Raw genomic sequence first — 23,031 nt, 5'->3', positions numbered from 1 at the left:
AAATGATGAAAACTGGGAGCTTAGGCCCCCAGTTTATTTTTTAATTAGATTCCGTTCATTCCAACAATGCGAACATCGGCAGATTGCATACCACCTTGTGACATGAGCATGTTGTGTTCACTTCCTGCATAGAGGTCAATCTTACTTCCAGTAATTGCCCCACCGCGATCAGCTACAATCGCTTGAAATGGAACACCTGGTGTAATTCCAGCACCACTAACAGTGTGATTTGAGATTTCTACAATTGTTCCAAAAGGAATCGCTGCAGATGTTGCGATAATATAATATCCATCATAGGTGAGGCCCTTTTTCCAAGTTCCATCACTTTGACGTACTTCGTCAAGTCCTACACCAATTCCAAGAGCTGTAGATCCACGCCCATTGGCACCCATGTTACAGCCATTACAGTCAACACCGTAACGGGTAATACGTGATGCGCGATAGTATGCATCAACCTGTGCTTTTTGTCCACCCTCATAAACAGTTGGTGTTGTGTCAGCAATTTCGACAGCATCGGGAATTTCTACACGTGATAATAATTCGTCTTTTTTGTTATAAATATTTTTGTATTTTGTAGTTTTCGTTCCAGTTGTTCCGTCTTGAGTTTTGGCATAGATCCATTCTGCACCTCCGTCAACAACGTAACTTGCTTCACGTTCTTCAATTCCTGGTTCTTCTAAAGGTTCCGTTACGGTTTCAATCTCAAACCTATAGGGTTCCTCATCAGTATCAGTTAGTTCATTCAGTTTTGGATAAGTTATTTGTGGTGTTGCATCCGCATTAACGGCGCATCCGCTAATGATTGTTACCATGACTAATAAAACCACAGTCATTATGTATTTCTTCATTAAATTTGTCTCCTTTCGAAAAAGACCACGAAAATATAGCAAATCTCACTCGTGCGGTCAAATAAAAGTTACTTTTTCGTGAAGTCATCAAAATACATGTATTAAAAAACCCACTGTTTTAGTGGGTTTAGTCATAATTAACGCAATTGTGTGAAATTATGTGATTAATTGAAGTATTGTTGCAATGCCTTATTATTACGGATGTTTGTTTTAAATAACATTCCTGGAATAAAGACTGCAATGATTTCTCCTGCGAATACGGTTGCAAGATTGAATAAAAAGGGTACTCCACCAAATAATATTGTGAGTTCAGCACCAACGATGACGCCATTAATAATGGCCGCCCATAACAGTTTCAAAACATCGTTTTCTGTTTTTGCCATTAAGAAACATGTCAATGCTGTTGCTAATGTACCAAAGATTACATCCGCCATTCCAAGTGGACTGAACAAATTCGTAATGAAACATCCGAGAATGATTCCGGTCGCATGTTTATTGTTGATCAGTAGTAGTAAGAGTGTTAGCTCGGCAAATCGAACTTGAACGGCTCCAAATGATAATGGTTGAAATGCCAAGGATACTGCTACATATACTGTAGCGATCATGGCTTGTATTGCTAAATCTTTTGTTTTCATAGTTTACTCCCTAAGTGGTTCTATTTTACACCACCCCTTGGTTTAGAGCAAACGGTTATTTTTACGTCGGACGCGTTTTGTTGAAGTCGGTGCAAAGTTGAGTAAGTGATTGATTAACCCCCAACTTGACCACAATGATAATCCAATTCCAATTGCGATATTGATAATAAAATTGGTTGCGATAGATCCGTTAAAAATCTGTGCGACCACAATTTTAAACGACATGAAGAATGGCACGCCATTCATGAACAAGGGCCATGCATACGTGAGTATTTGCGCAAAGACAATCATAACGACGGATAGACCAATTAATATCTTGGCAACACGTTTTGTAACGCTTCCACCCATTTTTTCATAGCCATTCAATCCAAATTTCAAGATGAAATACCCTGCAAGTCCTGTAACGATTCGAATCATTGAGAAAAGAATCCATACCACTACACCCAGTAGCATACCCCCGAGGGCTCCAAGGAACGGAATGATTGGCGCTGGCTCTTTGTGATTGTATTGTGCTTCGTTGGTATGAACTTGGGCACGATATGCCGCTTCACTGAGGATAAACATTTTAGTTCCGATTCGGAAGATTCCGATATCCTCTGTACTTCCCGAAATTGAGCATTGGTTTTGTGAATTATGATTACGCATCACTTTCGTGATTGCTTCCACAATATCGACAAGATCTTGCGAGTCATTCATGTTTACCATGTTTAGCTCTACAATTAGTTCTGGACCATCTGCATAAACCCCGCCATGAGGCATACTCTCGTATTGTGTTCGTAGCGCTTCGATTTCAGGCAAAATTGCATTCACATCCGTTACTGAGAATGTCAATCCGATCATATTTTTTTGATCGAGTTGAATCGCAGTAAAATAGTATCCCCCATGTTTGCCATATAATCCTTCAATATCTGACAGGTAGTTATAGTGGCGATTAAATTCTTTGATATGTTGAATCATAGTGACCATCCTTTTGTATTTATTGTCGCATACTTTCACGCAGATTCGATTGAGTATCTTGTGAAAGAACTAAAATTGGTGTGATGTATCAACATCACGATAAACTTCGTAATAGATTGTTGGGTTTTCAACAGATTTAATTTCTTCTTTTATGAGTGACCATGTTGAGAGTAGTGACAACAATATTCCAAACGAAATATCAAAGAGCATGATGCGAATGATTTCTGGATCTTGAATGAGTGTGGGCATTATATCGAAGAGTATGTATTGAAAAGGAATCAGTCCATCGATTGCTTGATAATACGAAATACTTATCGAAATGTATTCTGCTAAAATAATTCCAAGAATAGACATTATTGCAATGATGATAATGGACTGTTTTGATTTCTTACCACCAAACATTTGATATCCCTTGATTCCGGACAAAATCATAACTGCTCCAATGATTCCTACGATAAAGCCAATCAGACCCACAATTACCCAAAGCGCCATCCCCAGCAATACACCGCCAAGAGCTCCAAGGTACGCAAGAGGTGAACGTTCAGAACCACTGTTTCGGTTTTCTTCGAAATCACGGACACGTTGGTTGTAGACTTCAGCATTTAGAATTTCAACATTGTTATCAAGACGATAGATTGCAAGATTATCTGTACGACCACTCACACCGCACCGTTGAATATAACGACGTGTTGCGAGTTCCAAGGTAATTGCTTCAAGAATTTGGTCGAGCTCATTTTCCTGGTCAATCTGACTAAAATCTAGTGGTATATAAAGGCGACTGATATTTCCTTGAAATTCAATGCGTGAGCCAATTCCTGGATGAAAATCGCGATATCCGGACAAAAAATCCAAGAATGCGCCATTTTCTTCATCACCAACATTAATTTGTAACGTATTAAGTCGTTTTTTGGCATCATACTGGATAATAAAGTAGATGTCATTTTTGGATCCAACAATAACCCCAAGATCCTGAATAAATTCTGTTTTGTTCATAATTTCTCTCCTTAAAAGAATCTTCTAATATATTTATGATACCACTTTGAATAAGGTGGCATCATCATGGTTAAGGGAAAGCTCCCTGACTTCATAATCGCTTTTTGATGGGTAAATGTTTTGAAACTGTATTTCCCATGGTAGCTTCCGATCCCTGATGTGCGTACACCCCCAAAAGGTAATGCTTCGTTCGTAATGTGGAGCAGTGTATCGTTTATCATTCCACCCCCAAAACTTAGTTCATCAATAATTGCTTGATGTGTCTTCGTGAAAACATAGACGGCTAACGGATTAGGATGTATATTAACGGTCGCAATAATTTCTGTCTCTGTTCGAAAACTTCTGATTGGAAGTATCGGACCAAATATTTCGTCGTCATAGATCTCGTTGTCGATCAATGTTGGTTCTATATATCGACCATCATACATTCCGCCATACAAAATATTGTTTTTTTCTGCGTCAATCATTTGCTGTAAACGATGGGCATGAGATTCTGATACGATCCGTCCGTAATCAGGATTTTCACGTGGATTTGGACCATACAATTTCAAAATCTCTTCCTTAATATATAGGACGAGTTTTTCCTTGATATTTTCATGGACTAAAACATAATCTGGAGCGATACAAGTTTGACCAGTATTTACGAATTTTCCGTAGGCAATTCGTTGTGCTGCAAGCCGCAAATCTGCATCTTCAAAAATAATTGCAGGACTCTTTCCTCCAAGTTCTAATACAACAGGTGTCAGATGCTTGGAAGCGCATTCCATTACAATTTTCCCAACACGGGGACTTCCCGTAAAGAAGATTAAATCATAAGACGCTTTCAAAAGTTCTTGATTGACATGAACATCGCCTTCAATGACACAGACAAATGCCGGATCATAAATAGATGTAATCATATCTTTAAGTACTGCTGAAACATGGGGTGTCAGTTCAGATGTTTTTATGATTGCTGTGTTACCACCCGCTATTGCTCCTACTAAAGGCATGATTGCAAGCTGGAACGGGTAGTTGAAGGGACTAATTATAAGGATATTGCCCCGGGGATGGTGATAAATTTTACTATTTCGGCCGATTAGTATCCATGGTGTTCTAACACGTTTAGGACGTTGATACTTATGGAGATACTTAAGCATATGATCTATCTCACGATACACGATTGCAATCTCGGTGAGATAGACTTCCTGAGCATGTTTTCCGAGATCTTTTTCAAACGCTATATATAAGGAAGGCTCGTAGTCTTTTATGGCATCTTTCAAACGACGTAATTGTTCTTTGCGCCACGTTGGATTAAGCGTGTGCCCTTCCTTATAATAGTGACGCTGTCTTTCGATAATATCCATTGAATCCCCCTTCCCCAGAAATGTGACCCCACGTTTTCTGACGGTCACTAATTAATACTCTTATTATACATCAATGTGCCTTCTTCGCATATCTTTGAACCACTCATACATATTAATCGAAAAAACTACCGCTTACAATTTGACAATTTCTATGTGATGCATGATAATTACATCAAAGCAACGAAGAGTTGAGTATGTATCAAGTGTTTCTAAGAGAGTCTGACAAGGTGCGAACAGATAAATAACGGATACGGAAAATGGACTTGGAGCTATATGGTCAAGGGAAACCAAAATCATATCGGATCACCCGTTATCGTGTAAGTATTTCGTATACTTGTTAAGGCTTTATTCGTGAGGATAAGGCGCATTAAGGTGGTAACATGAGCGCGCTCATCCTTATGGATGGGCGCTTTTTATTATTAGAAAGGACTTCCTATGATTGAATTTAAAAATGTAACAAAAGAATTTCAAACCAATCACAGTGTTTTATATGCCGTTAAAGACGCATCATTCAAAATCGATGCGGGTGAAATATTTGGTATTATCGGATACAGTGGCGCAGGAAAAAGTACACTCGTACGCTGTATTAATCTATTAGAAAGACCAACCCAAGGCGATGTCATCGTCAATGGAGCCATCATGACCGATCTAAGTCAAAAAGAAATCTTAGAGCACCGTCGTGATATTGGGATGATTTTTCAGCAATTTAATCTTATGACATCACGCACTGTCAAAGAGAATGTTTTGCTTGCAATGCATAATACTAAAATGAGTAAAGCTGAGAAAAACGCAAAAGCGGAGTCCTTACTTGAACTTGTAGGAATTCCCGAAAAACAAGACGTCTATCCTTCTCAATTATCTGGTGGTCAAAAGCAGCGTGTCGCGATAGCGCGTGCCCTCGCCAATGACCCTAAAATTTTACTGTGTGATGAAGCAACAAGTGCGTTGGACCCACAAACGACTAAAACTATTCTTACACTGCTTAAATCACTGAATCAAAAGCTCGGTATTACAATCGTTGTAATTACCCACGAGATGGATGTCATTAAAGAGATTTGTGACCGTGTCGCAGTTATGGAAAGTGGATCAGTAAAAGAGATTAGTGACGTTGTCTCCATTTTCTCCAAACCGCAGGCACAAATTTCCAAGGACTTTGTTGCAAATACAACAAACATTAACCAACTGCATCAAATTTTCCAAGATAACCCCGAAATCATCAATCTTGCAGACGACCAGGAATTGATTCGCATCGATTTCTACGGTGAAAGCACAAAAGACTCCACTATTTCATATATTAGTCGTGTTTTTGATGTTGATACCTCGATTGTCTTCGCGAATATTGAAGTTATCAAGCATGACATTATTGGTTCCATGGTCGTGATTTTATCTGGCGAACGCCGTCATGAAGCACTTGATTATCTACAAACCATCGATGCGAAAGTTGAGGTCTACAAATAATGGAAGTTATTACATCACTTGCTCCCAACGTCGCAGCAAACTGGCACGAGTTTATCATTAGTATTATCGAAACCGTTTATATGCTTGCTGTGTCAGGATTCTTTTCCATCATTCTTGGTCTTATTTTCGGAGTTATTCTCGTCACTACAGGGCCTGGAAAGATTTATGAGAATAAAATCGTTCATCAAACTCTTAGTGCTTTCACGAATGTGTTCCGATCGATTCCCTTTGTTATCTTAATTGCCGTCTTAACCGGACTAACACGTGTCATTTCTGGAACGATTATTGGTGCCGAAGGTGTTATCTTCCCATTAATTGTCGCATGTACGCCCTTCTTCATTCGTCAAGTAGATCTCTCGCTTTCGGAAGTCGACAGCGGTTTGATTGAGGCGGCGCAATCTATGGGTTTATCAAGACTCCAAATCATTTGGAAAGTCTATTTACGTGAAAGTATTCCCTCCATCTTCAGATCTATCTCAATCACGCTTATTAGTCTTCTCGGTTTATCTGCATCTGGGGCCGTCGTAGGTGGTGGTGGACTTGCATCGTTTGTAATTCGGTATGGACATGGACGTTCAATGGCCGATGTCACATGGGTTGGCGTTATTGTTATCCTTGTGATTGTCTTCATTATCCAAATTGTCTGTGATATTATCATTAAAAAGACAACTCACTAACGAAACTCCACAAAAGTGGAGTTTTCTTTTGTCCCCAATTTTAATCTGAGCGTTGGCATGGTATGATGGGTGCAGTTAATAGAAACCTTGAGGAACCTTATGAAATATATCATTACATGTAACGAAAATGCACAATCACATTTAATCTATGAAATTAAGCATCACCCTGGAATGGGAACGCTCACTTGGTTGACGGAGACCGAAGCAATATTAGACAGCAAACTTCCAATTGATAAACTCAACGAAGTTATCCGTACAACGCCAATTGTCTTCATCCGTCATTTATTTGAAATCATCGACCAAGAACCGTTTGAAACCGCTGGTGATTTAATCGAACGTGCTCATATCGACAAAAATCATTCATTCGCCATCCAGATCCGTTCAGAGAAAGCATTCCGTGAAGAGGCTGTTGCATTCCGTAATGATTGGGCTGACCAATTAGTAGCTCAAGGCTATACGCTCGATGTTAAAAATCCTGAACGCGTCATTTCGCTATACTTCCACGAATGGACAATCTACTACGGTTATAACACGCCACAACTCCAACTTTCAAAATGGTCGGGCGGAATGATTCACTTTTCCCGTGATCTTGCACTTATCTCACGTGCCGAATTTAAACTTCGCGAAGTATTTGATGTCTTCAACATTCCAGTAGACCCTAACGGGCTTGCTGTTGACCTTGGTGCAGCTCCTGGTGGTTGGACTTGGGTCTTACAAGAACGTGGATACCATGTTATTGCAGTTGACCCTGCGAAGCTTGACCCACGTGTCGCAAAACTCAAAGGTGTTACCCACTACAAAGATACTGCACAGCATTTCTTAGATTCAGTGCATGATACCAAGTATGCAATGGTCGTCAATGATATGAAAATGTCATCCAAGCTAAGTGTTGAACTCTTTGCGAATGTTGCATCACACCTTGAAGATCATGGATGGGGTATTATTACAATTAAAATGGGGAAAAATTTCCAATATACCCATGTCTTACTTGCACTTGCACAATTACGTAAATCAGTTCGTATAGAAGCAGCACGTCAACTTTTCCATAACCGAAGTGAGTTTACGGTCATTGTTCGTAAGCGATAATCAAAACAGGAGGATCCTATGTATTATTTAGGAATTGATGGTGGTGGCACCAAAACAGCGTTTATTCTTACAAATCAGTATGGAGAAATCATTTACCGTAACACATATCCAACAATTCACTATATGCAGGTTGGCCTCAATGGTATCACTCATATTATTAGAGAAGGTCTTAACGACCTTCTTTCAGTAACTGGGCTTCATGAAACGCTCATCGATTATGCATATATTGGCTGTCCCGGATTTGGCGATATTAAAGATGACGAAGCTTTGATACGAGATGCCATTGCGCACGCTATGGGACCTATTAGGCACCGAGTCGGTAATGATATTGAGAATGCTCATGCTGGGGCGCTACAAGGATATGATGGTGTATGTATCATCGCCGGAACGGGTTCAATTGGCATGGGCGTACTTGGTAAAAAACGCATTATCAGTGGTGGTTGGCATCACGCATTCGGTGGCGATGAAGGTAGTGCTTATTGGATTGCTTCGCACTACATCGCATTACTTCATAAACAAATGGATGGACGCCACCCCCAATCAAGCATGTTTCAATTCGCAGTACAGGCACTTACCCACCATTTTGGAGATGCAGCCGTTAATCCTGATTTAATACAGCTCCACAATCAACGGACCCATACCGCAGCATTTTCTAAAGTTGTATACACCCTCGCAGAAGCGGGCGATCCGTACGCACTTGAGATATTTCAACGAGCAGCCTCTGAACTTATTCAAATAATTAGAGCTTGTTGTCTCGAACCAGATGCGTCTGTCCGAGTTTCTTATGCCGGAGGCGTCTTCGAAAGTGGTAATCTCATCCTCGACCCCATCAAATCTGTTTTCCCAAATACACAAGCTCCTGTGTTTACGCCGGATATCGGAAGTGTCATTCTCGCGTTCAAATATGCTGACATTCCACTATCATCCCGTATCTTGAATAACTTGAAAACTATCAACCGATAGTTTTTTTGTTATATCTTGAATTATACTTGTAGTATCTTGAGGTTCTACAAGTAAAACATACGCTTTTTACCATTGGTATGACATAATGAGTTCAACAAAGAAAGCGAGCAACGGTCTATGTATATTCTTGGAATAGATGGTGGTGGCACCAAAACGAAATTTACATTAGTACAAACTGATGGCACAATAATCCACGAATTAATCACCCCAACAATTCACTACCTTCAAGTCGGATTAGAAGGGCTTCACGATACACTTAAAGCTGGATTAGAAAACGTGATACATGATAGCGGTATTTCTCTTAATGAAATCAAGGGTTGTTTTGTCGGTTGCCCAGGATACGGTAATATTGCTGAAGATATGCAACTGATTGAAGCAAGTATTGCGCGTGCTTTGGCTGATATTCCGCATGCTATTGGCAACGATACCGATAATGCACTTGCAGGATCACTAACTGATGATCACGGAATTTGTGTCATTGCTGGTACCGGTTCAATTGGTCTAGGTATTGATGATAACGGAAATCGCTATACAAGTGGCGGTTGGTATTATACCTTCGGCGGTGATGAGGGTAGTGCTGCATGGATTGCGCAACATTATATGCAATTATTTACCAAACAAAGTGATGGCCGTCTTCCACGGACCGAACTGTATGAATACATGAAACAGAAGCATAGCTTTAAGGAAGATTCTGACTTAATTCAGAAATTTGTGATTGAGCATGGTGATAACCGAACTATTATTGCACAATTGGCAACGGATATTGGAGTTCTTGCGAAGATCGGTGACCCCTATGCTATAGCGCTATTTGAAGAAGCAGGAATAGAACTTGCTAGCCTGGTTCGTAGTATTTATAGCAATCTAAATTTCGAAGATACTGTCCGTGTTTCTTATGCCGGCGGTGTCTTCAACAGTGGCGTCTTTATACTTGATCCTTTCAAAGAAGCATTAAGCGACTTGAATGTCGAAATTGTTGCCCCTGTTTTCGAACCTTCCCTTGGTAGTGTTATTTTAGGGTTCAAAACTGCATCCATCTCCGTAACACCGCAGATTATCTATAATTTAAAACAAAGTATTGCCAATTGACCTTCCTTTTTCTCAATCTTTTGGCAATAACAACAACCATTGCTCCTAACACGATGGTTGTCATCGTACACATCAAGTCTATGATATAGGCTTATAAAGCAAAAGACTCCATATGGAGTCTTTTTATTGTGTCTTTGTATAGAGACGTTTATAGTTTTCTTGAAGTTGTTCGCGCATATCTTTTCCAAAGTGATTGTTCATATGTTTTCCAACATAGGATACAAACCCTGGTTCATTTTGCTTACCACGCATTGGAACTGGTGCTAAGTACGGTGAATCTGTTTCCGTTAGGATTCGGTTTATCGGCGTAACTTCTAATGCATCCCGAACATTTTGGCCATTTTTAAAGGTAACAACACCACCAAATCCGAGATAAAATCCCATATCTAAGAGTGTTTTCGCATTCTCAACCGAATCGGTATAACAATGAATGACACCATGATGATTTACAGGATGTTCTTTAAAAATACGAATCACATCATCAATTGCACTACTTCCGTCTTTTTCATTACGAACATGAATGGCAACAGGAAGTTCATACTCATTCGCTAACTCGATTTGGCGAATCAACATTGCTTCTTGGTGGGCCTTATACGAATCATCCCAATAGTAATCAATACCGATTTCACCAACACAAACTACTTGAGGATGCGTATAGTACGCTTCCATTGCTTTCAGTTCTGATTCATCCAACGCATTCAGTTCCATAGGGTGAGCACCAACCGATAAATCAAACAACGGATTCCCTTCGACTTTTGAAAGTGCCTGTTCTATTTCAGCTAATGTTCCACAAATAATATTAATTTTGGTAATTCCCATCTCTTGTGCGCGGACCACAATCTCATCAAATGATTCGAACAAAGGGTCGCTGGCGATGTGGGCGTGTGAGTCAATCCATCCTAATTCCATATTACTCCTACTTTCCAAGGCAAAATCTAGCAAAGATTTCATCTAAAACATTGATGTCCTCTTTCGCCATTACAACGGAAGCTAATTCCACATACGATTCATTAAGATCAATCGTAACAAGATCAAGTTCCATTCCAAATTCTAAGGCTTCAATCGCACGTTTCATTGCCAAATAACTGCGTTGCACTGCTGCGATATGGCGTTGATTGGACAGTGTTGGTTTGCTTAAAGCTTGAGTATGTTCAACATAACGAACGTTTATAGCCTCCTTCAAGGCCTCCACATCCCCATCTAACGCACTCACGTAAACACCATCTTCATCATGACTTTGAATGAGGTCTTGCTTATTGTAGACGATGATTCGTTCTTTATTTTTTGTTGCTTCAAGTAATTCTTGGTCTTCTTGGTCCCGTTCTTTAGAGGCATCAAACACAAGAATTGCTAACTCTGCGGATTCGAGAGCCTTGCGACTCTTCTCAATTCCAATACGCTCGATCACATCACCAGTTTCTCGAAGTCCAGCTGTGTCCACAAGATGGAGGGCAACGTTTTCAAGACGAATCCATCCTTCCACAAGATCTCGGGTTGTTCCGGCTATATCCGTCACAATAGCTTTTTCTTCATCTAAGAGTACATTAAGAATACTTGATTTTCCAACATTTGGTTTCCCAAGGATAACCGTCTTAACGCCTTCTTTCATGATTCGACCACTCTTTGATTCTTTTAAGATACGATCTAGATCCGATAAGAATTCTTTTGACAACGGTAAAATTACATCTTCGGTTAGCACTTGAACATCATCATATTCAGGATAATCAATATTAACTTCAATATTTGCAATTATTTGAATCAATCGCTCGAGCAGAGGATCAATCAGCTTTTTAACACTTCCTTGAACTCCGGAAATTGCCATCTCTTGAGCAAATTCATTGGGAGCTTGAATTAATTCCATGACTGATTCCGCTTGTGATAAGTCAATTCGTCCATTTAAAAAGGCGCGTTGGGTAAATTCTCCTGGCTCGGCCATACGAGCACCTACCGATAAGCATAGTTCTAATACTTTCTTTGTTACTAATACACCACCATGACAGCTTATCTCTACGACGTCTTCTCGTGTGTATGTTTTAGGCGCTTTAAAAACACTCACTAAAACCTCGTCCACGACATTGTTTGTGACAGGATCAACGATGTGTCCGTATTGCACAGTATGCGATTCTGCCTTTGTTAAATCACGAGAAAAAAGTTGATTGGCATGGGCGATTGCCTCAACACCACTCAACCGAATTACGGATATAGCACTTTCTTGAAGTGCCGTAATGATTGAAACTATTGTATCTGTTATCATAGGTTAATTATAAGGATATTTCTTTGTTTAATCAAATTGAATGCTATGTCATACGAGTTTATTATGTCGCTTTTTTTGTTCAGTTTCACATCCTAAGACTACATTCTCATTTTATACTGTATTTAATGGAGGAACTTATGATTCACAATAAAAATCGTTACATTCTTATCTTGATCATTGTTTTTAACTGTATCGTTACGGCTGCATGTTATGTCATGCTTACATCACTTATTGGTTTCAATTTAAACATGAACTATCCAACGCTATACGATCAAATCGGATTTACCTTGCCTTTTTTTCAGTCGCTGGCATTAATCGCAGTTATCGTCAATATTTTGGGTTTTATCTATATCGCAATAAAGACATTCGGAAGATCGTATTAATCTGACGAATGTCTTTATTGTAATGGTATTGGATTGAGCCATTGCTCTGCAGAAACAATGATAGATTCCCAGTAGGTTCCTGCAACCGCTTGATAGGCTTTATCATATGACATCCATGCATATGTTTCAATTTTTGGATGCTTTATAACTTCTTGCTCGGTGTCAATAGATCCCAAATATAGAATGATTTTCTTATGATACTGATCACGATAGTCGTACTCTAGCACAAAATGCGTTGTCTCGACACTGTCAACCGATAATCCCACTTCTTCGTAAAGCTCACGATTTGCGGTATCCCATGATAATTCATCACGTTTGATACGTCCTTTAGGTAATGACCAGTTCTCTTGGTCTTGGAGTCGAATCAACAAGTATTCACGCTCCGGTTGTTCACGATATACTAAAAACCCAGCCGATACTTTATAGAGTGCATCAATCGTAATATTGAAGTACTGTTCTTGAAAGTTTACTTGACGTAAAATGTCGTCATGATAGAAAATAGCTCCCTCTTGGGCCACTACCCACTTCGTAATTGGACTATTGTCACGGTGTATAACAGCGATAACTTGTCCCGTAAATTCTGACACCGGCCCTTCAACACCAACTAAGTAGGCGTCTTGGAGTTCGTTATTATGTGTATATACGCCCTCTACCTCACCATAATTAAGTTCGTAAAGTAACGAACTATACACAGGATGCATGCTTCCCATTGGGCGATGTATCTTAACGTTTACTGTGCGACCTAATATCGTTGTTTCCATACATCCTCCTTTAGGGATTTTATATCCCCATCAAGCATTTCGTGATAGAAAATCCCGTACTTTTGCAGTTGCATCATCTTGAATTTCTATGATGCTTGCGCCATTCATATAGGCAATTTCGCGTATCTGAACAGCAATTTGTGTATACCGCGATGCACCAACCACCAAAAGAATATCTCCAGATTCTAATTTTGAAACTTTCTGAATTGCTTTGGCATAATTGGGTGCTGGATCGCCATAAAGAACGGGCTTATGAAAGAGTTCATGTGCATACTCAATTTCATCTTCAGAAGGGAGTACTCCATGAACTTCAAGAACTTGGGTGCTTCCAGCACGTTCATGCAACCCATCAATATTCATCGTGATGATTGGAATTTTGTATTCAGCAAGGGCACGATGTGCATCATTAGGTTCCGCATTTTTGACTGCATTTACAAGGTCGCGAATCGTTTCTTGATACGCTTGAGGATGTGCCGTCGCAAATGTACGGTACAAACGATCACGTACTTCAGGCATCTCCATGAATGTGTTAATGCCTGAGTCTTTACTAATTCCTGCTCCTGTAAATGCTAATATCATACTTGTATACCCGCCTTTATAAGATTCTCAAGAACAATTCGAGTATTCGCAACCGCATTTTGTTGAATTTCAATAACATGGGCGCCATTTTCTGCTGCAATGCGGCGAATGTCATTGGATATGACGGTATACTCCGATGCTCCTATTACTAAAAGTATATCATCTTTTCCTAGCTTTTTAATAGCCTCAATGCCTTTTGGATAGTTTGGAGCTGCTTCACCATATAGTACAGGACGATTTTCTAGGTCCAAATCATTGTCAATTTGAAACTGTGTCGGAATTGTACCATGTAAGTTAATCGGCTTGCTTCCCGCCTTTTCATGCAATCCATCCACATTCATCGTCAATATTTGAACACCATATTCAGCTAATGCGAGATGTGCATCGTTGGGTTCAGCAACCATGAACAAATCATGCATGTTGTATACCGAATTACGGAATGCATCGGGATTTTTTTCTAAGAATTCTTTATTCAACATTTGGCGTACCCCCGGCATTTCATCAAATGTTTTTAGTCCTGAAGCTTTACTAATCCCCGCTCCGGTTAATGCTATAATCATATAATTTCTACGTCTCCTCGTCTTAATATTCATTATACGCAAGTTCCGGGGATAGTCAGTTCAAATGCACAAGCACAAAAAAAAGGATACAAAGTACCCCTTTAAATTAACGTAAGTCTTCCATTGCGACATGGTCCATGTCGTCATATGTAATATTTTCCCCACACATTGACCAGATGAATGAGTAGTTTGATGTCGCAACACCCGTATGAATTGACCAACTTGGTGAGATACATGCTTGTTCATTTGATACGAGTAAATGACGTGTTTCCTGAGGTTGACCCATAAAATGGAACACACGGTTTCCTTCAGGAATATCAAAGTAAAGATACGTTTCCATGCGACGTTCGTGAGTATGACTTGGCATGGTATTCCATGATGAACCTTCCTTTAAAATCGTATATCCCATTTGAAGTTGGCAGCTTTCGCATACATTTGGATGAATATACTGGAAGATTTCGCGATCGTTCATGCTCTTTGCTTCACCAGCAAGACGTGGTGTAATTTGATCGATGCTAATTTTAACGTTTGGATATTTTTTATGTGCAGGTACCGAGACGACGTAGAATTTTGCTGGGTGACTTGCATCGTTTGACATAAATTGAATGTCTTTCGTTTCTTTACCAATGTAGAAGCCATCTTGTTTTTCCATGGCAAACGTTTCACCTTCAATCGTGATGGATCCACTACCTCCAATGTTGATGACACCTAATTCACGACGTTCTAAAAAGTATTCCACACCGAGTTCTGTGCTTAAAACGATTTCTAATGGCGTCGTTGTTGGTGTTACACCACCAAAAATCATACGGTCATTGTGCGTATATGTTAACAAGATGTCTCCAGGAATAAAGATTGATTCAACTAAATATTGTTCGCGCAGTTCGGTTGTATTTAAACGTTCCATTTCGCGTGGACTTGCTGCATAGCGTGTTTCTAATTTCATAATAAAGGCTCCTTATCTTATTTGTTAGTTCCAAAAACTTCAAGTTGGGTGAGGGCTGGGAATGGTCCTGGCTCTCCTTTAATCAATGAATGCATTGTTAGTGAGGTAATAGTTTTAGCTTCGAATTTGAAGACTTGACGGGCATCCGTTTTAACGGTCTCAAAGACTGCTTCGGATCCATCATCGAATGACATCGATACTTGATTCCACCACGTATCATGAGGGAAGTCACAACGCAAAGTAATGCTAATCATATCCGTCACAATCTCACGTCCGAAATCAATCGTTAATGCTGCATCATCTTGTTGGTTAATACCCCAAGATTGATAGGGGTAAGCTCCGTGATCATCATTTGCCCAAACACCGTCAATTGCATTACGAGCAAAGAAAGTTGGGTCATTTCGCGTTTCGACATTTGCTGATGCATGTGGGTATACCCCTTTGTTGAGATATTCTGCATGGCGGTTTAATGCCAAGTTGCGATACTGACTAATTTCAAAATCATAGGCATAACGTGCATAAATATAGTGACCATTGCCAGTGAATGATGTATCTTTCAATGCACTACGTTCTAATTGTTCAAATGGAATTTGATAGTCCCATGTTATTGCATCTTTAATGTACACAAGGCTTGGTTCGAATGTATCATCGAACTTGACCCAAATGTATTGATTGGGTTGATCAACTTCAAGGCGAATAAAATCTCCTTCTTGAAGTGCAATTTTACGACTCCCAATGTGAACCGCTTCTTCCGATTCGCCATACAGTAAACGATCTGGCAATTCATATTTAGGATCAAATTTTTCACGTACGATCTGATTGTCTTTATTGTAAATACCTAATTTAATCATAGATTCTCCTTTTACCAATAGGGTTAATTGTGATGGCATATGCTTCATGTTTCGTTTTAATCAACGCAACGACACATGCAACAACATTTCTATCATACCATATACTTTTTGTAGAACTGCCGGGTTCAGACAATAGATTGCGAATAACGTGCTGTATCGCAATTATTTAGTAAACAGTGCTAGTAAACCGGTTATATAAATGTGTTTTTTTGTTACCAGTACGGCTTCCATGATGGATTGTTGAGGCGCATCAGAGCTTCAACATAAAAGTAATCTCCCCAAATATTTCCTTCTTCTATGCCAAACTTGTCATGCCACGAATATACACCTTCATTAAGAAGCGCATGACCTTTGACCGGTTGTTTATTGGAATAATTTTTGATGAGGCTAAGCATAATTGCATCAACTGCTGATACGATTTTCTTCTTATAGTTGGCATCTGTGATATGGGGTAGCATCTCGAGCATGCCACATACCGCAATAGCAGCCGCACTGCTGTCACGTGGCTGGTCTGATCCATCAGTAAAGATTAAATCCCAGTATGCTACCTGATCGTCTGGAAGTTTTTCGAGAAAGTAATCAGTAACTGCCATAAATTGGCTCATGGTCTCAGCATGTGGATAATGTTTATAGCCAAGAGCAATTCCATAAATTGACCACGCCTGTCCCCTTGCCCATGACGAGTCATCACTAAATCCTTGTCGCGTCAGTCCATGACTTGGAACGTGCGTTATTGGATCAACGTAATAGGTGTGATAACTACTCCCGTTATCTCGAATGAGGTATGTTAAGCAAATTTGATAATGTCGATCTGCTATATCGCGATACTCACCAATTCCTGTTTCATCATTAGCCCAGTATAAAAGGGGTAGATTCAAGAGCGAATCAATAATAAAGCGATGTTCTTGTGGGTCATTTTTAGCACCCCATGCTTGGATGAAACCTGGGTTTTCATGCCATCTTGCGATGAGTTTATCTGCAGCCCTGAGGGCAACATCTTTCGCTGCTTCATCCCCTGTTAGGCGATATGAGGCAACACACGATAATGAATAGAGAAATCCCATGTCATGATGATCAAGCACAATATTACGATCCATACGATCTATAAATGAGATGACATGACTTTGTGCCATCTCACGATAAACTGGTAGTTGTTGGTATTCAAACATCATCCACAATATACCTGTCCAAAAACCTTCTACCCAATCTTCGTTTTTTACCTTCTGATATTGGTTATGAATTGTCGAAGCTGACGGAAATGTGTCTACAAAGTATTCCATATTCAATGTTGTTTGGATTGCTACACGATCCAACGCTTGCTTAATTATTTCTGCTGTCATAAGTACTCCTATCGTATTTTTTCTTCATAAATAAGGGTCTCGCCATCAGTCACAAAATGGATAAGTGTCCCGTAAAAATAATGACCTGAAACCACGTAAACCTTACGGCCATCTTGAGGTTCTTGGTGTTGTATCAAAACATGTTCGTATACAGTATCAATCTCGAAGCGATAACAACTCACAATAGTCGGATCAATCAGTGCACCACGTTCGTCATAGACCGGTATACTCGTAATATCTCGATACTGAACAGGACTTAAGTATGTGACTACTTTTTGTTCAGCATGCTTTTTGATGATACGGATTGTTTCTCTTTTTTTATTATAAGTTTCAGAAACTTCTGTTGTTTCTTGAATCCAGGGCTGTGTTGAGCCAAAACTTTGAACTTGATACCCTGTTTCGTTATGGATTGCTGTCTGTTCTGAAATGGTGACCTCTTTTGAATTAAAGATAAAATGATGGGTTAATGCTTGATTTTGTTGACCGTGAGACGTATCAATGACGAGAATTCGCATATCTTCTAACGCAATTACCTCACGTTGTACATATACAGCATTGGCGACAGTACTATACCCAAAGTGTCCAGCCTTTAAATAAGTGAGACGTGATCCATTAATGAATTCACGATTCTCTGCCGCAACGTTTTTTAATGTATCCCATGCATCTTTGTGTTCATTGTAGTCCTGATCATCCAATAAAACAGTATTATGGGCACGTGAACTTTTAAATTTTAGACGTGATCGATTGGTTTCGAAATAGGTAAATCTTCCTGAATCAATGAGGACTGGTTTGAAACGATACATAAGTTCTAGATGCAACAAGTCGTCATGACCATGGCCCCCTCCTAAGGGACCGTGCGTAAACATAAGGAAGTTTCCAGATGCAGCATGCTTAATAATAGATATTCCTGACTCATACATATGCGTCGAGATTAATGCTGAATTTACATCGCCAGCGGTCTCGTTGATCCCTGAAAGCATGACTGAAAAGAGATTTCCTTTTGCGCCTTCGACTTCCCGACCGAGGACTGTTTGCGCAAAAGCCAAAATTCCATCCATAACCTCGACATCGCTATCTCCAAAATTACTTTGGGTACTATCCGGACGTCGTAGGTTTTCTGAAGCACGGGTCATCAGTTCCGCACTTTCAAGAAATAGGCTGTGTGACTTTAATCCATTTTGCTTTTGAATCCATAATGCTTGTAGTAAGACCATCAAGACTTCATGATGATACATAAACGATTGTTCCCACTGGAGTCCATCGCGGTTAATCTGCAGCTTCATACAGAGTTGTAACAACGATACCGCATTTTTATAAGTGCTTCGTTTGGACGCATCGCGATATCTAAATATTTCGTAGACAATGACACTGCTGGTTTCAATAGCAACCCAATTACTCTGTGCTCGAATGATACTGAGATTATCAGAGACATGTTTAGCTTGCTCATCCAGTGACACACAAAGACGGTTTGCCCATTGTGTATCCAAAACTTCCATCACGCGTAATGCATCAATAATCCGAATCCAATTGTTCATACGAATGGCAGTATCTATTGTTCGCCAACTGAATGGGTGATTTACTTTTGTATGCGGATTTTCCAAAATCCATAAATCAATAAAATCCATGAGATAGGCAATATATTTAAAGTCGTCCGTTAGCGCATAAGCAGCCCACAAATCATTTAGGAATGTATGACGGTGAAACATATACGACCATTCTAGATCACTATTATGGACATAGTTCCATTCACGATCCATTTTGGGTAGGTTAATTGGTTCATGAGAACGTTCCATATCCCATTCATTATCAAACACAAACGTGTCTGTAAGTATAAGCTCTGCACGCGCGATAAGTGCACGCCGTTCAGTACTGTCGAGAAGCATTAATGTTTGTTTTAATTTGTGACGTGTCAAATTAATATTTCCAACAAATGAATCATGCATAGATTCTTATCTCCTTTAGATTTTATTCATAAAAAGACTGCTTCAAGCCGTTTCGCTCCAAGCAGTCTTAGCATTATTTAATTGCTGAATCCAAATTGGTCGCTTTGAATTTTGTTTGTAACCAACCGTAGATTAAAATGATTGGAATTACTGATGTTGCAAGCAATGCCATTAAAGCACCGTAATTTAATGGATCGTAGAAGTTTTGTGTCATATTTTGAATGATAAGTGGCACTGTAAATTTCTTTGGATCTGTTAACATAATTAATGGCATGAGATATGCATTCCAGTATGCCATGAATGTAAGAAGTGCAGTCGTAATGATACTTGGAATTAAAATTGGAACTACAATTTTTGAGAATATTGTCCATTCGTTAGCACCATCAATACGTGGTGCCTCCAAGATTTCATCTGGAATCTGCTTGGCGTACTGACGCATGATAAACACAGAGTTTGTTGATGCAAGTGCAGGGATGATCACACCAGCATAGGTGTTTGTAAGTCCAAGTTTGCTTAAGATATAGAATTGTGGAATGATCACAGCAAATTGTGGTACCATCCGTGAAACCATAACGAGGTTAAACATCAATTTTTGACCTTTAAACTTGTACTTAGCCATAACATATCCCGCTAAAGTTGTGATGAACGTTGAGATAACCGTTCCGACAATTGTAATAATTGCTGTATTCATCAAGACGCGAACATAATCATACTTCTCTTGAACTTCGCCAATGTTAGCACCGAAGTGCGGTCCAAATTTGAAATTTAGTGTTGTTCCAAGAATGACTTCATTGGTTTGTGTAGATGAAATAATCATGTATAGGTATGGAAGCGCAAAGACAACAACACCACATATTAATACAAAATAAATTAGAGTTAATGATGGTAATTTACGCTTCATTATCTTTACCTCCAAGCTTGAACTGAATTATCGATAGAACTGCTGATACAAAGACCATTGTCCATGAAATTGCTGATGCACGACCGAAGTCAACCATCTCAAAACTTGTTTTATAGAGGTTAACCCCCACAGTAACAACAGATGATTCTGGACCGAATCCATTCTTGAACAAGATGTTTGGAACTTCAAATGCTCCCAAACCATTAATCGTCGATAGGATGATTGCCATCAAAATAACAGGTTTCAGCATTGGAATCGTAATACGGAAGAATTGTTGGACTTTGTTGGCACCATCAATATCTGCACTTTCATAAATTTCACCTGGAACATTTTGTAACCCTGCTAAGAAGAGGATTGTATAGTAACCAACATTGAGCCAGATCGAAACAATTATGATTGATACACGGGCCCAAAACGGGTCAGTTAGCCACGGAATAGGCCCTAACCCTACTAATGCAAGTACTTGGTTAAAGAGTCCCGTAGGATTGTAAAATGTTAAAAAGATAGACGATACTGCAACAATTGAAGTAATCGCAGGAAGATAGTAAACCGTACGGAAGAACGTACGTCCTTTGACCATCGGTTTATTAAGAATAACCGCAAAGATTAATGCAAGTAGTATTGTAATCGGAATTGAACCAGCCATAAAAATAAAGACGTTCACATACGATTTGAAGAATAATGGATCTTTAAAAATCCCTATAAAGTTATCGAATCCCACCCACTCAAACTGAGATGAAATTTTCATAAAGCTAAAGAAGAGAGATGCGATAGTAGGTATTAGCACCGTTAGGACAAAGAAGAAAATAAACGGCGACAACATTTTATAAGCTGATTTGGATTGTTGTGATTCGATATTGCTTTTCATATATGCTCCTTAATAATCAAAGAAGCACCCCCCGCAATAAACCTGAGAAGGTGCTCATAAATCAGAGTACTTAGTTCACTTTAATGCCATATTTTTGAGCAAAATCGTTTGCTTGTTTTTCGAGTGCTGTTTTAACATCTGCACCGTTATATTGAATGTCATAACTTGCTTGTTGAATATAGTTTGCAAGGTCTGTTGAGTAAGGGTAGACATAGCCATTCACGCTTGTTTTACTAATTTCGTTGAGTTCTTCGAGAATGCTTTGGTTACCGTAGTATTCGAATTGTTTCTTAGCAGCTTCTGTTTCATAGGCTTCCATGTTTGCAGGAAGTCCCATGAATCCCATGTATGCTTGTAAGGCATCAAGGTCTGTGAGTGCAAAGGTAATGAATTGGTATGCAGCCGTTGCATTTTCAGAATTTTTTGTAACATAGTAGCTTGATCCACCACTCATTGGAGCGACGTCTTTACCTTCAATCATTTGTGGTAATTTTGCGACACGCCAGTTTCCTGAATCATCTGGGAAATCTTTTGATTGCATTGACGCTAACCAACCACCTTGTAAGATAACACCTGTTTCTTGTCCAATTTTAATATAATCATTTGATGGTCCATAAGCTGCAAGATCTGCTTCTTGAATTTGGTTTACAACATCATATGCTTTGATGACCGCATCATTAAGTAAGTTCAAGTTTCCTGATTCATCAAACATGGATACCTCTTGTTGTTCGGTCAGATAGTTGATCATATCGACTTCACCTGTATCACGCATATACATTAATTTTTTACCTGTAGCTGCATTTAGTTTTTTACCTGCTTCAATGAATTGGTCCCATGTTTTGACTTCTTCCATGTTGACCCCAGCTTCTTTGAATGCTGCATCGTTATAGAACATTGCGGCATTACCCCAGTCATTAGGGAATCCAAATGTTTGTTTACTTGGTGCGATATTTTTTAGCATGTTCATTTTTGCAGGGTAGAATTTGCTTCCGTGTTCACCAACAAATCCGAATGCTTCAGCTGAGTAGAAACGGTCTTCGAATTTTTCAAAGATAGATCCTGCAACTGAATCTTGCATGAATACTAATTCTGGCATTTTTTCATCTGATACAAGCATTGGTGTAATTTTTTGTACCATTGGAATTGCTGGAGCAACATCAACTAAATCTAATTTTAAATTTGCTGAATATTTTTGATTATATAATTCCATTGACTTCGTAAGATAGTCAGAGTTTTTTCCTTTTGGCGCATAGATTTGAATCGTCCCTTCAAGAACGCGTTCTGCTTTGGCCATATCTGCTTCAGTTTGAGCACCACCGCTAGCTTTTGATCCACAAGCAGTAAGCACTAATAAACTCAATAATAATACTAGTATTTTCTTCATACTATTTCCTCCTGGGATACACCTATTTGTAATGACTCAAGTTGAGTCGCTACTGACTTTTAGTAATGTATGCACTTACATAATACGGCTTAATATCTTATCGAGCCATAATAATCTTGTGCTTGCTTTATGCTTTCTTGTTATAGACAAAATAACTTATAATTGTGCATGTAAGGGGTACCAAGAACATGATAACTTATAGCAAGATAATATATAAG

The 23,031-nt window shown here is 39.3% G+C and carries 23 protein-coding genes; 6 read left to right on the top strand and 17 right to left on the bottom strand.

The features are described from left to right. Positions 1–44: 44 nt before the first annotated feature. From GVV20_RS02330 to GVV20_RS02310, 5 genes are all read right to left on the bottom strand, one after another. A complete protein-coding gene (locus tag GVV20_RS02330) occupies positions 45–848 on the bottom strand; it encodes a 3D domain-containing protein (RefSeq protein ID WP_159740720.1) in 804 nt (267 codons plus the stop codon). 164 nt (positions 849–1,012) lie between these two features. Beyond that, positions 1,013–1,483, bottom strand: coding sequence for a QueT transporter family protein (locus tag GVV20_RS02325; RefSeq protein WP_159641755.1), 471 nt, complete (start codon positions 1,481–1,483; stop codon positions 1,013–1,015). A 42-nt stretch (positions 1,484–1,525) separates the two neighbouring features. Beyond that, the gene (locus tag GVV20_RS02320; protein WP_159740719.1) at positions 1,526–2,440 is read right to left on the bottom strand and encodes a hypothetical protein; all 915 of its coding nucleotides are present in this window, start codon (positions 2,438–2,440) and stop codon (positions 1,526–1,528) included. 69 nt (positions 2,441–2,509) lie between these two features. Then, positions 2,510–3,433 carry a hypothetical protein gene (locus tag GVV20_RS02315; RefSeq protein WP_159740718.1) on the bottom strand — a complete coding sequence of 308 codons (924 nt, stop codon included), beginning with the start codon at positions 3,431–3,433 and terminating at the stop codon, positions 2,510–2,512. Between the two features lie 11 nt (positions 3,434–3,444). Further along, entirely contained in the window at positions 3,445–4,776 is a 1,332-nt protein-coding gene (locus GVV20_RS02310) for an aldehyde dehydrogenase family protein (protein ID WP_159740717.1), read from the bottom strand. Between the two features lie 435 nt (positions 4,777–5,211). Between GVV20_RS02310 and GVV20_RS02305 the strand changes: the two genes are divergently transcribed. The 5 genes from GVV20_RS02305 (at position 5,212) to GVV20_RS02285 (ending at position 10,046) form a co-directional block, all read left to right on the top strand. Beyond that, positions 5,212–6,234 carry a methionine ABC transporter ATP-binding protein gene (locus GVV20_RS02305; RefSeq protein WP_159740716.1) on the top strand — a complete coding sequence of 341 codons (1,023 nt, stop codon included), beginning with the start codon at positions 5,212–5,214 and terminating at the stop codon, positions 6,232–6,234. Continuing rightward, positions 6,234–6,911: a methionine ABC transporter permease gene (locus GVV20_RS02300; protein ID WP_159740715.1), complete on the top strand. Its 678-nt coding sequence runs from the start codon at positions 6,234–6,236 to the stop codon at positions 6,909–6,911. The genes GVV20_RS02305 and GVV20_RS02300 overlap by 1 nt, the downstream gene beginning before the upstream one ends. A gap of 99 nt (positions 6,912–7,010) precedes the next feature. Beyond that, on the top strand, positions 7,011–7,997 hold the full coding sequence (locus GVV20_RS02295) for an SAM-dependent methyltransferase (protein WP_159740714.1): 987 nt from the start codon (positions 7,011–7,013) through the stop codon (positions 7,995–7,997). Positions 7,998–8,015: 18 nt separating this feature from the next. Beyond that, positions 8,016–8,960, top strand: coding sequence for an N-acetylglucosamine kinase (locus GVV20_RS02290; RefSeq protein ID WP_159740713.1), 945 nt, complete (start codon positions 8,016–8,018; stop codon positions 8,958–8,960). A 117-nt stretch (positions 8,961–9,077) separates the two neighbouring features. After that, on the top strand, positions 9,078–10,046 hold the full coding sequence (locus GVV20_RS02285) for an N-acetylglucosamine kinase (RefSeq protein WP_159740712.1): 969 nt from the start codon (positions 9,078–9,080) through the stop codon (positions 10,044–10,046). A gap of 123 nt (positions 10,047–10,169) precedes the next feature. On the opposite strand, the gene GVV20_RS02280 is transcribed toward GVV20_RS02285, so the two are convergent. Next, positions 10,170–10,955, bottom strand: a complete 786-nt coding sequence (locus GVV20_RS02280; protein WP_159740711.1) for a TatD family hydrolase — start codon at positions 10,953–10,955, stop codon at positions 10,170–10,172. Between the two features lie 7 nt (positions 10,956–10,962). Then, entirely contained in the window at positions 10,963–12,300 is a 1,338-nt protein-coding gene (mnmE, locus tag GVV20_RS02275; protein ID WP_159740710.1) for a tRNA uridine-5-carboxymethylaminomethyl(34) synthesis GTPase MnmE, read from the bottom strand. Positions 12,301–12,437: 137 nt separating this feature from the next. Here mnmE and GVV20_RS02270 point away from each other — a divergent pair, with 137 nt between their 5' ends. Next, the gene (locus GVV20_RS02270) at positions 12,438–12,683 is read left to right on the top strand and encodes a hypothetical protein (RefSeq protein WP_159740709.1); all 246 of its coding nucleotides are present in this window, start codon (positions 12,438–12,440) and stop codon (positions 12,681–12,683) included. 14 nt (positions 12,684–12,697) lie between these two features. Here the strand turns inward: GVV20_RS02270 and GVV20_RS02265 are convergent, their stop codons facing one another. The 10 genes from GVV20_RS02265 to GVV20_RS02220 form a co-directional block, all read right to left on the bottom strand. Beyond that, positions 12,698–13,444 (bottom strand): NUDIX domain-containing protein, encoded by a 747-nt coding sequence (locus GVV20_RS02265; RefSeq protein ID WP_159740708.1) that lies wholly within the window; start codon positions 13,442–13,444, stop codon positions 12,698–12,700. Between the two features lie 30 nt (positions 13,445–13,474). Continuing rightward, positions 13,475–14,023 (bottom strand): SIR2 family NAD-dependent protein deacylase, encoded by a 549-nt coding sequence (locus tag GVV20_RS02260; protein WP_159740707.1) that lies wholly within the window; start codon positions 14,021–14,023, stop codon positions 13,475–13,477. Then, the gene (locus GVV20_RS02255) at positions 14,020–14,583 is read right to left on the bottom strand and encodes an SIR2 family NAD-dependent protein deacylase (protein WP_159740706.1); all 564 of its coding nucleotides are present in this window, start codon (positions 14,581–14,583) and stop codon (positions 14,020–14,022) included. Before GVV20_RS02255 ends, GVV20_RS02260 begins: the two co-directional genes overlap by 4 nt. Positions 14,584–14,689: 106 nt before the next feature. Then, positions 14,690–15,526, bottom strand: coding sequence for a 5-dehydro-4-deoxy-D-glucuronate isomerase (kduI, locus tag GVV20_RS02250; protein ID WP_159740705.1), 837 nt, complete (start codon positions 15,524–15,526; stop codon positions 14,690–14,692). A gap of 17 nt (positions 15,527–15,543) precedes the next feature. Then, a complete protein-coding gene (locus GVV20_RS02245) occupies positions 15,544–16,377 on the bottom strand; it encodes a hypothetical protein (RefSeq protein ID WP_159740704.1) in 834 nt (277 codons plus the stop codon). 212 nt (positions 16,378–16,589) lie between these two features. Next, complete coding sequence (locus GVV20_RS02240; RefSeq protein ID WP_159740703.1) at positions 16,590–17,717, bottom strand: glycoside hydrolase family 88 protein; 1,128 nt, start codon at positions 17,715–17,717, stop codon at positions 16,590–16,592. An 8-nt stretch (positions 17,718–17,725) separates the two neighbouring features. Further along, positions 17,726–19,660 carry a heparinase II/III family protein gene (locus tag GVV20_RS02235; protein ID WP_159740702.1) on the bottom strand — a complete coding sequence of 645 codons (1,935 nt, stop codon included), beginning with the start codon at positions 19,658–19,660 and terminating at the stop codon, positions 17,726–17,728. Between the two features lie 73 nt (positions 19,661–19,733). Next, positions 19,734–20,561: a carbohydrate ABC transporter permease gene (locus tag GVV20_RS02230; RefSeq protein ID WP_201287515.1), complete on the bottom strand. Its 828-nt coding sequence runs from the start codon at positions 20,559–20,561 to the stop codon at positions 19,734–19,736. Then, a complete protein-coding gene (locus GVV20_RS02225; RefSeq protein ID WP_159634953.1) occupies positions 20,551–21,429 on the bottom strand; it encodes a carbohydrate ABC transporter permease in 879 nt (292 codons plus the stop codon). Before GVV20_RS02225 ends, GVV20_RS02230 begins: the two co-directional genes overlap by 11 nt. A gap of 70 nt (positions 21,430–21,499) precedes the next feature. Next, complete coding sequence (locus tag GVV20_RS02220) at positions 21,500–22,813, bottom strand: ABC transporter substrate-binding protein (RefSeq protein WP_159740701.1); 1,314 nt, start codon at positions 22,811–22,813, stop codon at positions 21,500–21,502. Positions 22,814–23,031: the final 218 nt, after the last annotated feature.

This window comes from Erysipelothrix aquatica, from assembly GCF_009828775.2.
Taxonomy (GTDB): Bacteria; Bacillota_I; Bacilli_A; order Erysipelotrichales; family Erysipelotrichaceae; genus Erysipelothrix; species Erysipelothrix aquatica.
The sequence above is the reverse complement of the archived record's forward strand: the minus strand, read 5'-3'. Positions and strand labels throughout refer to the sequence as shown.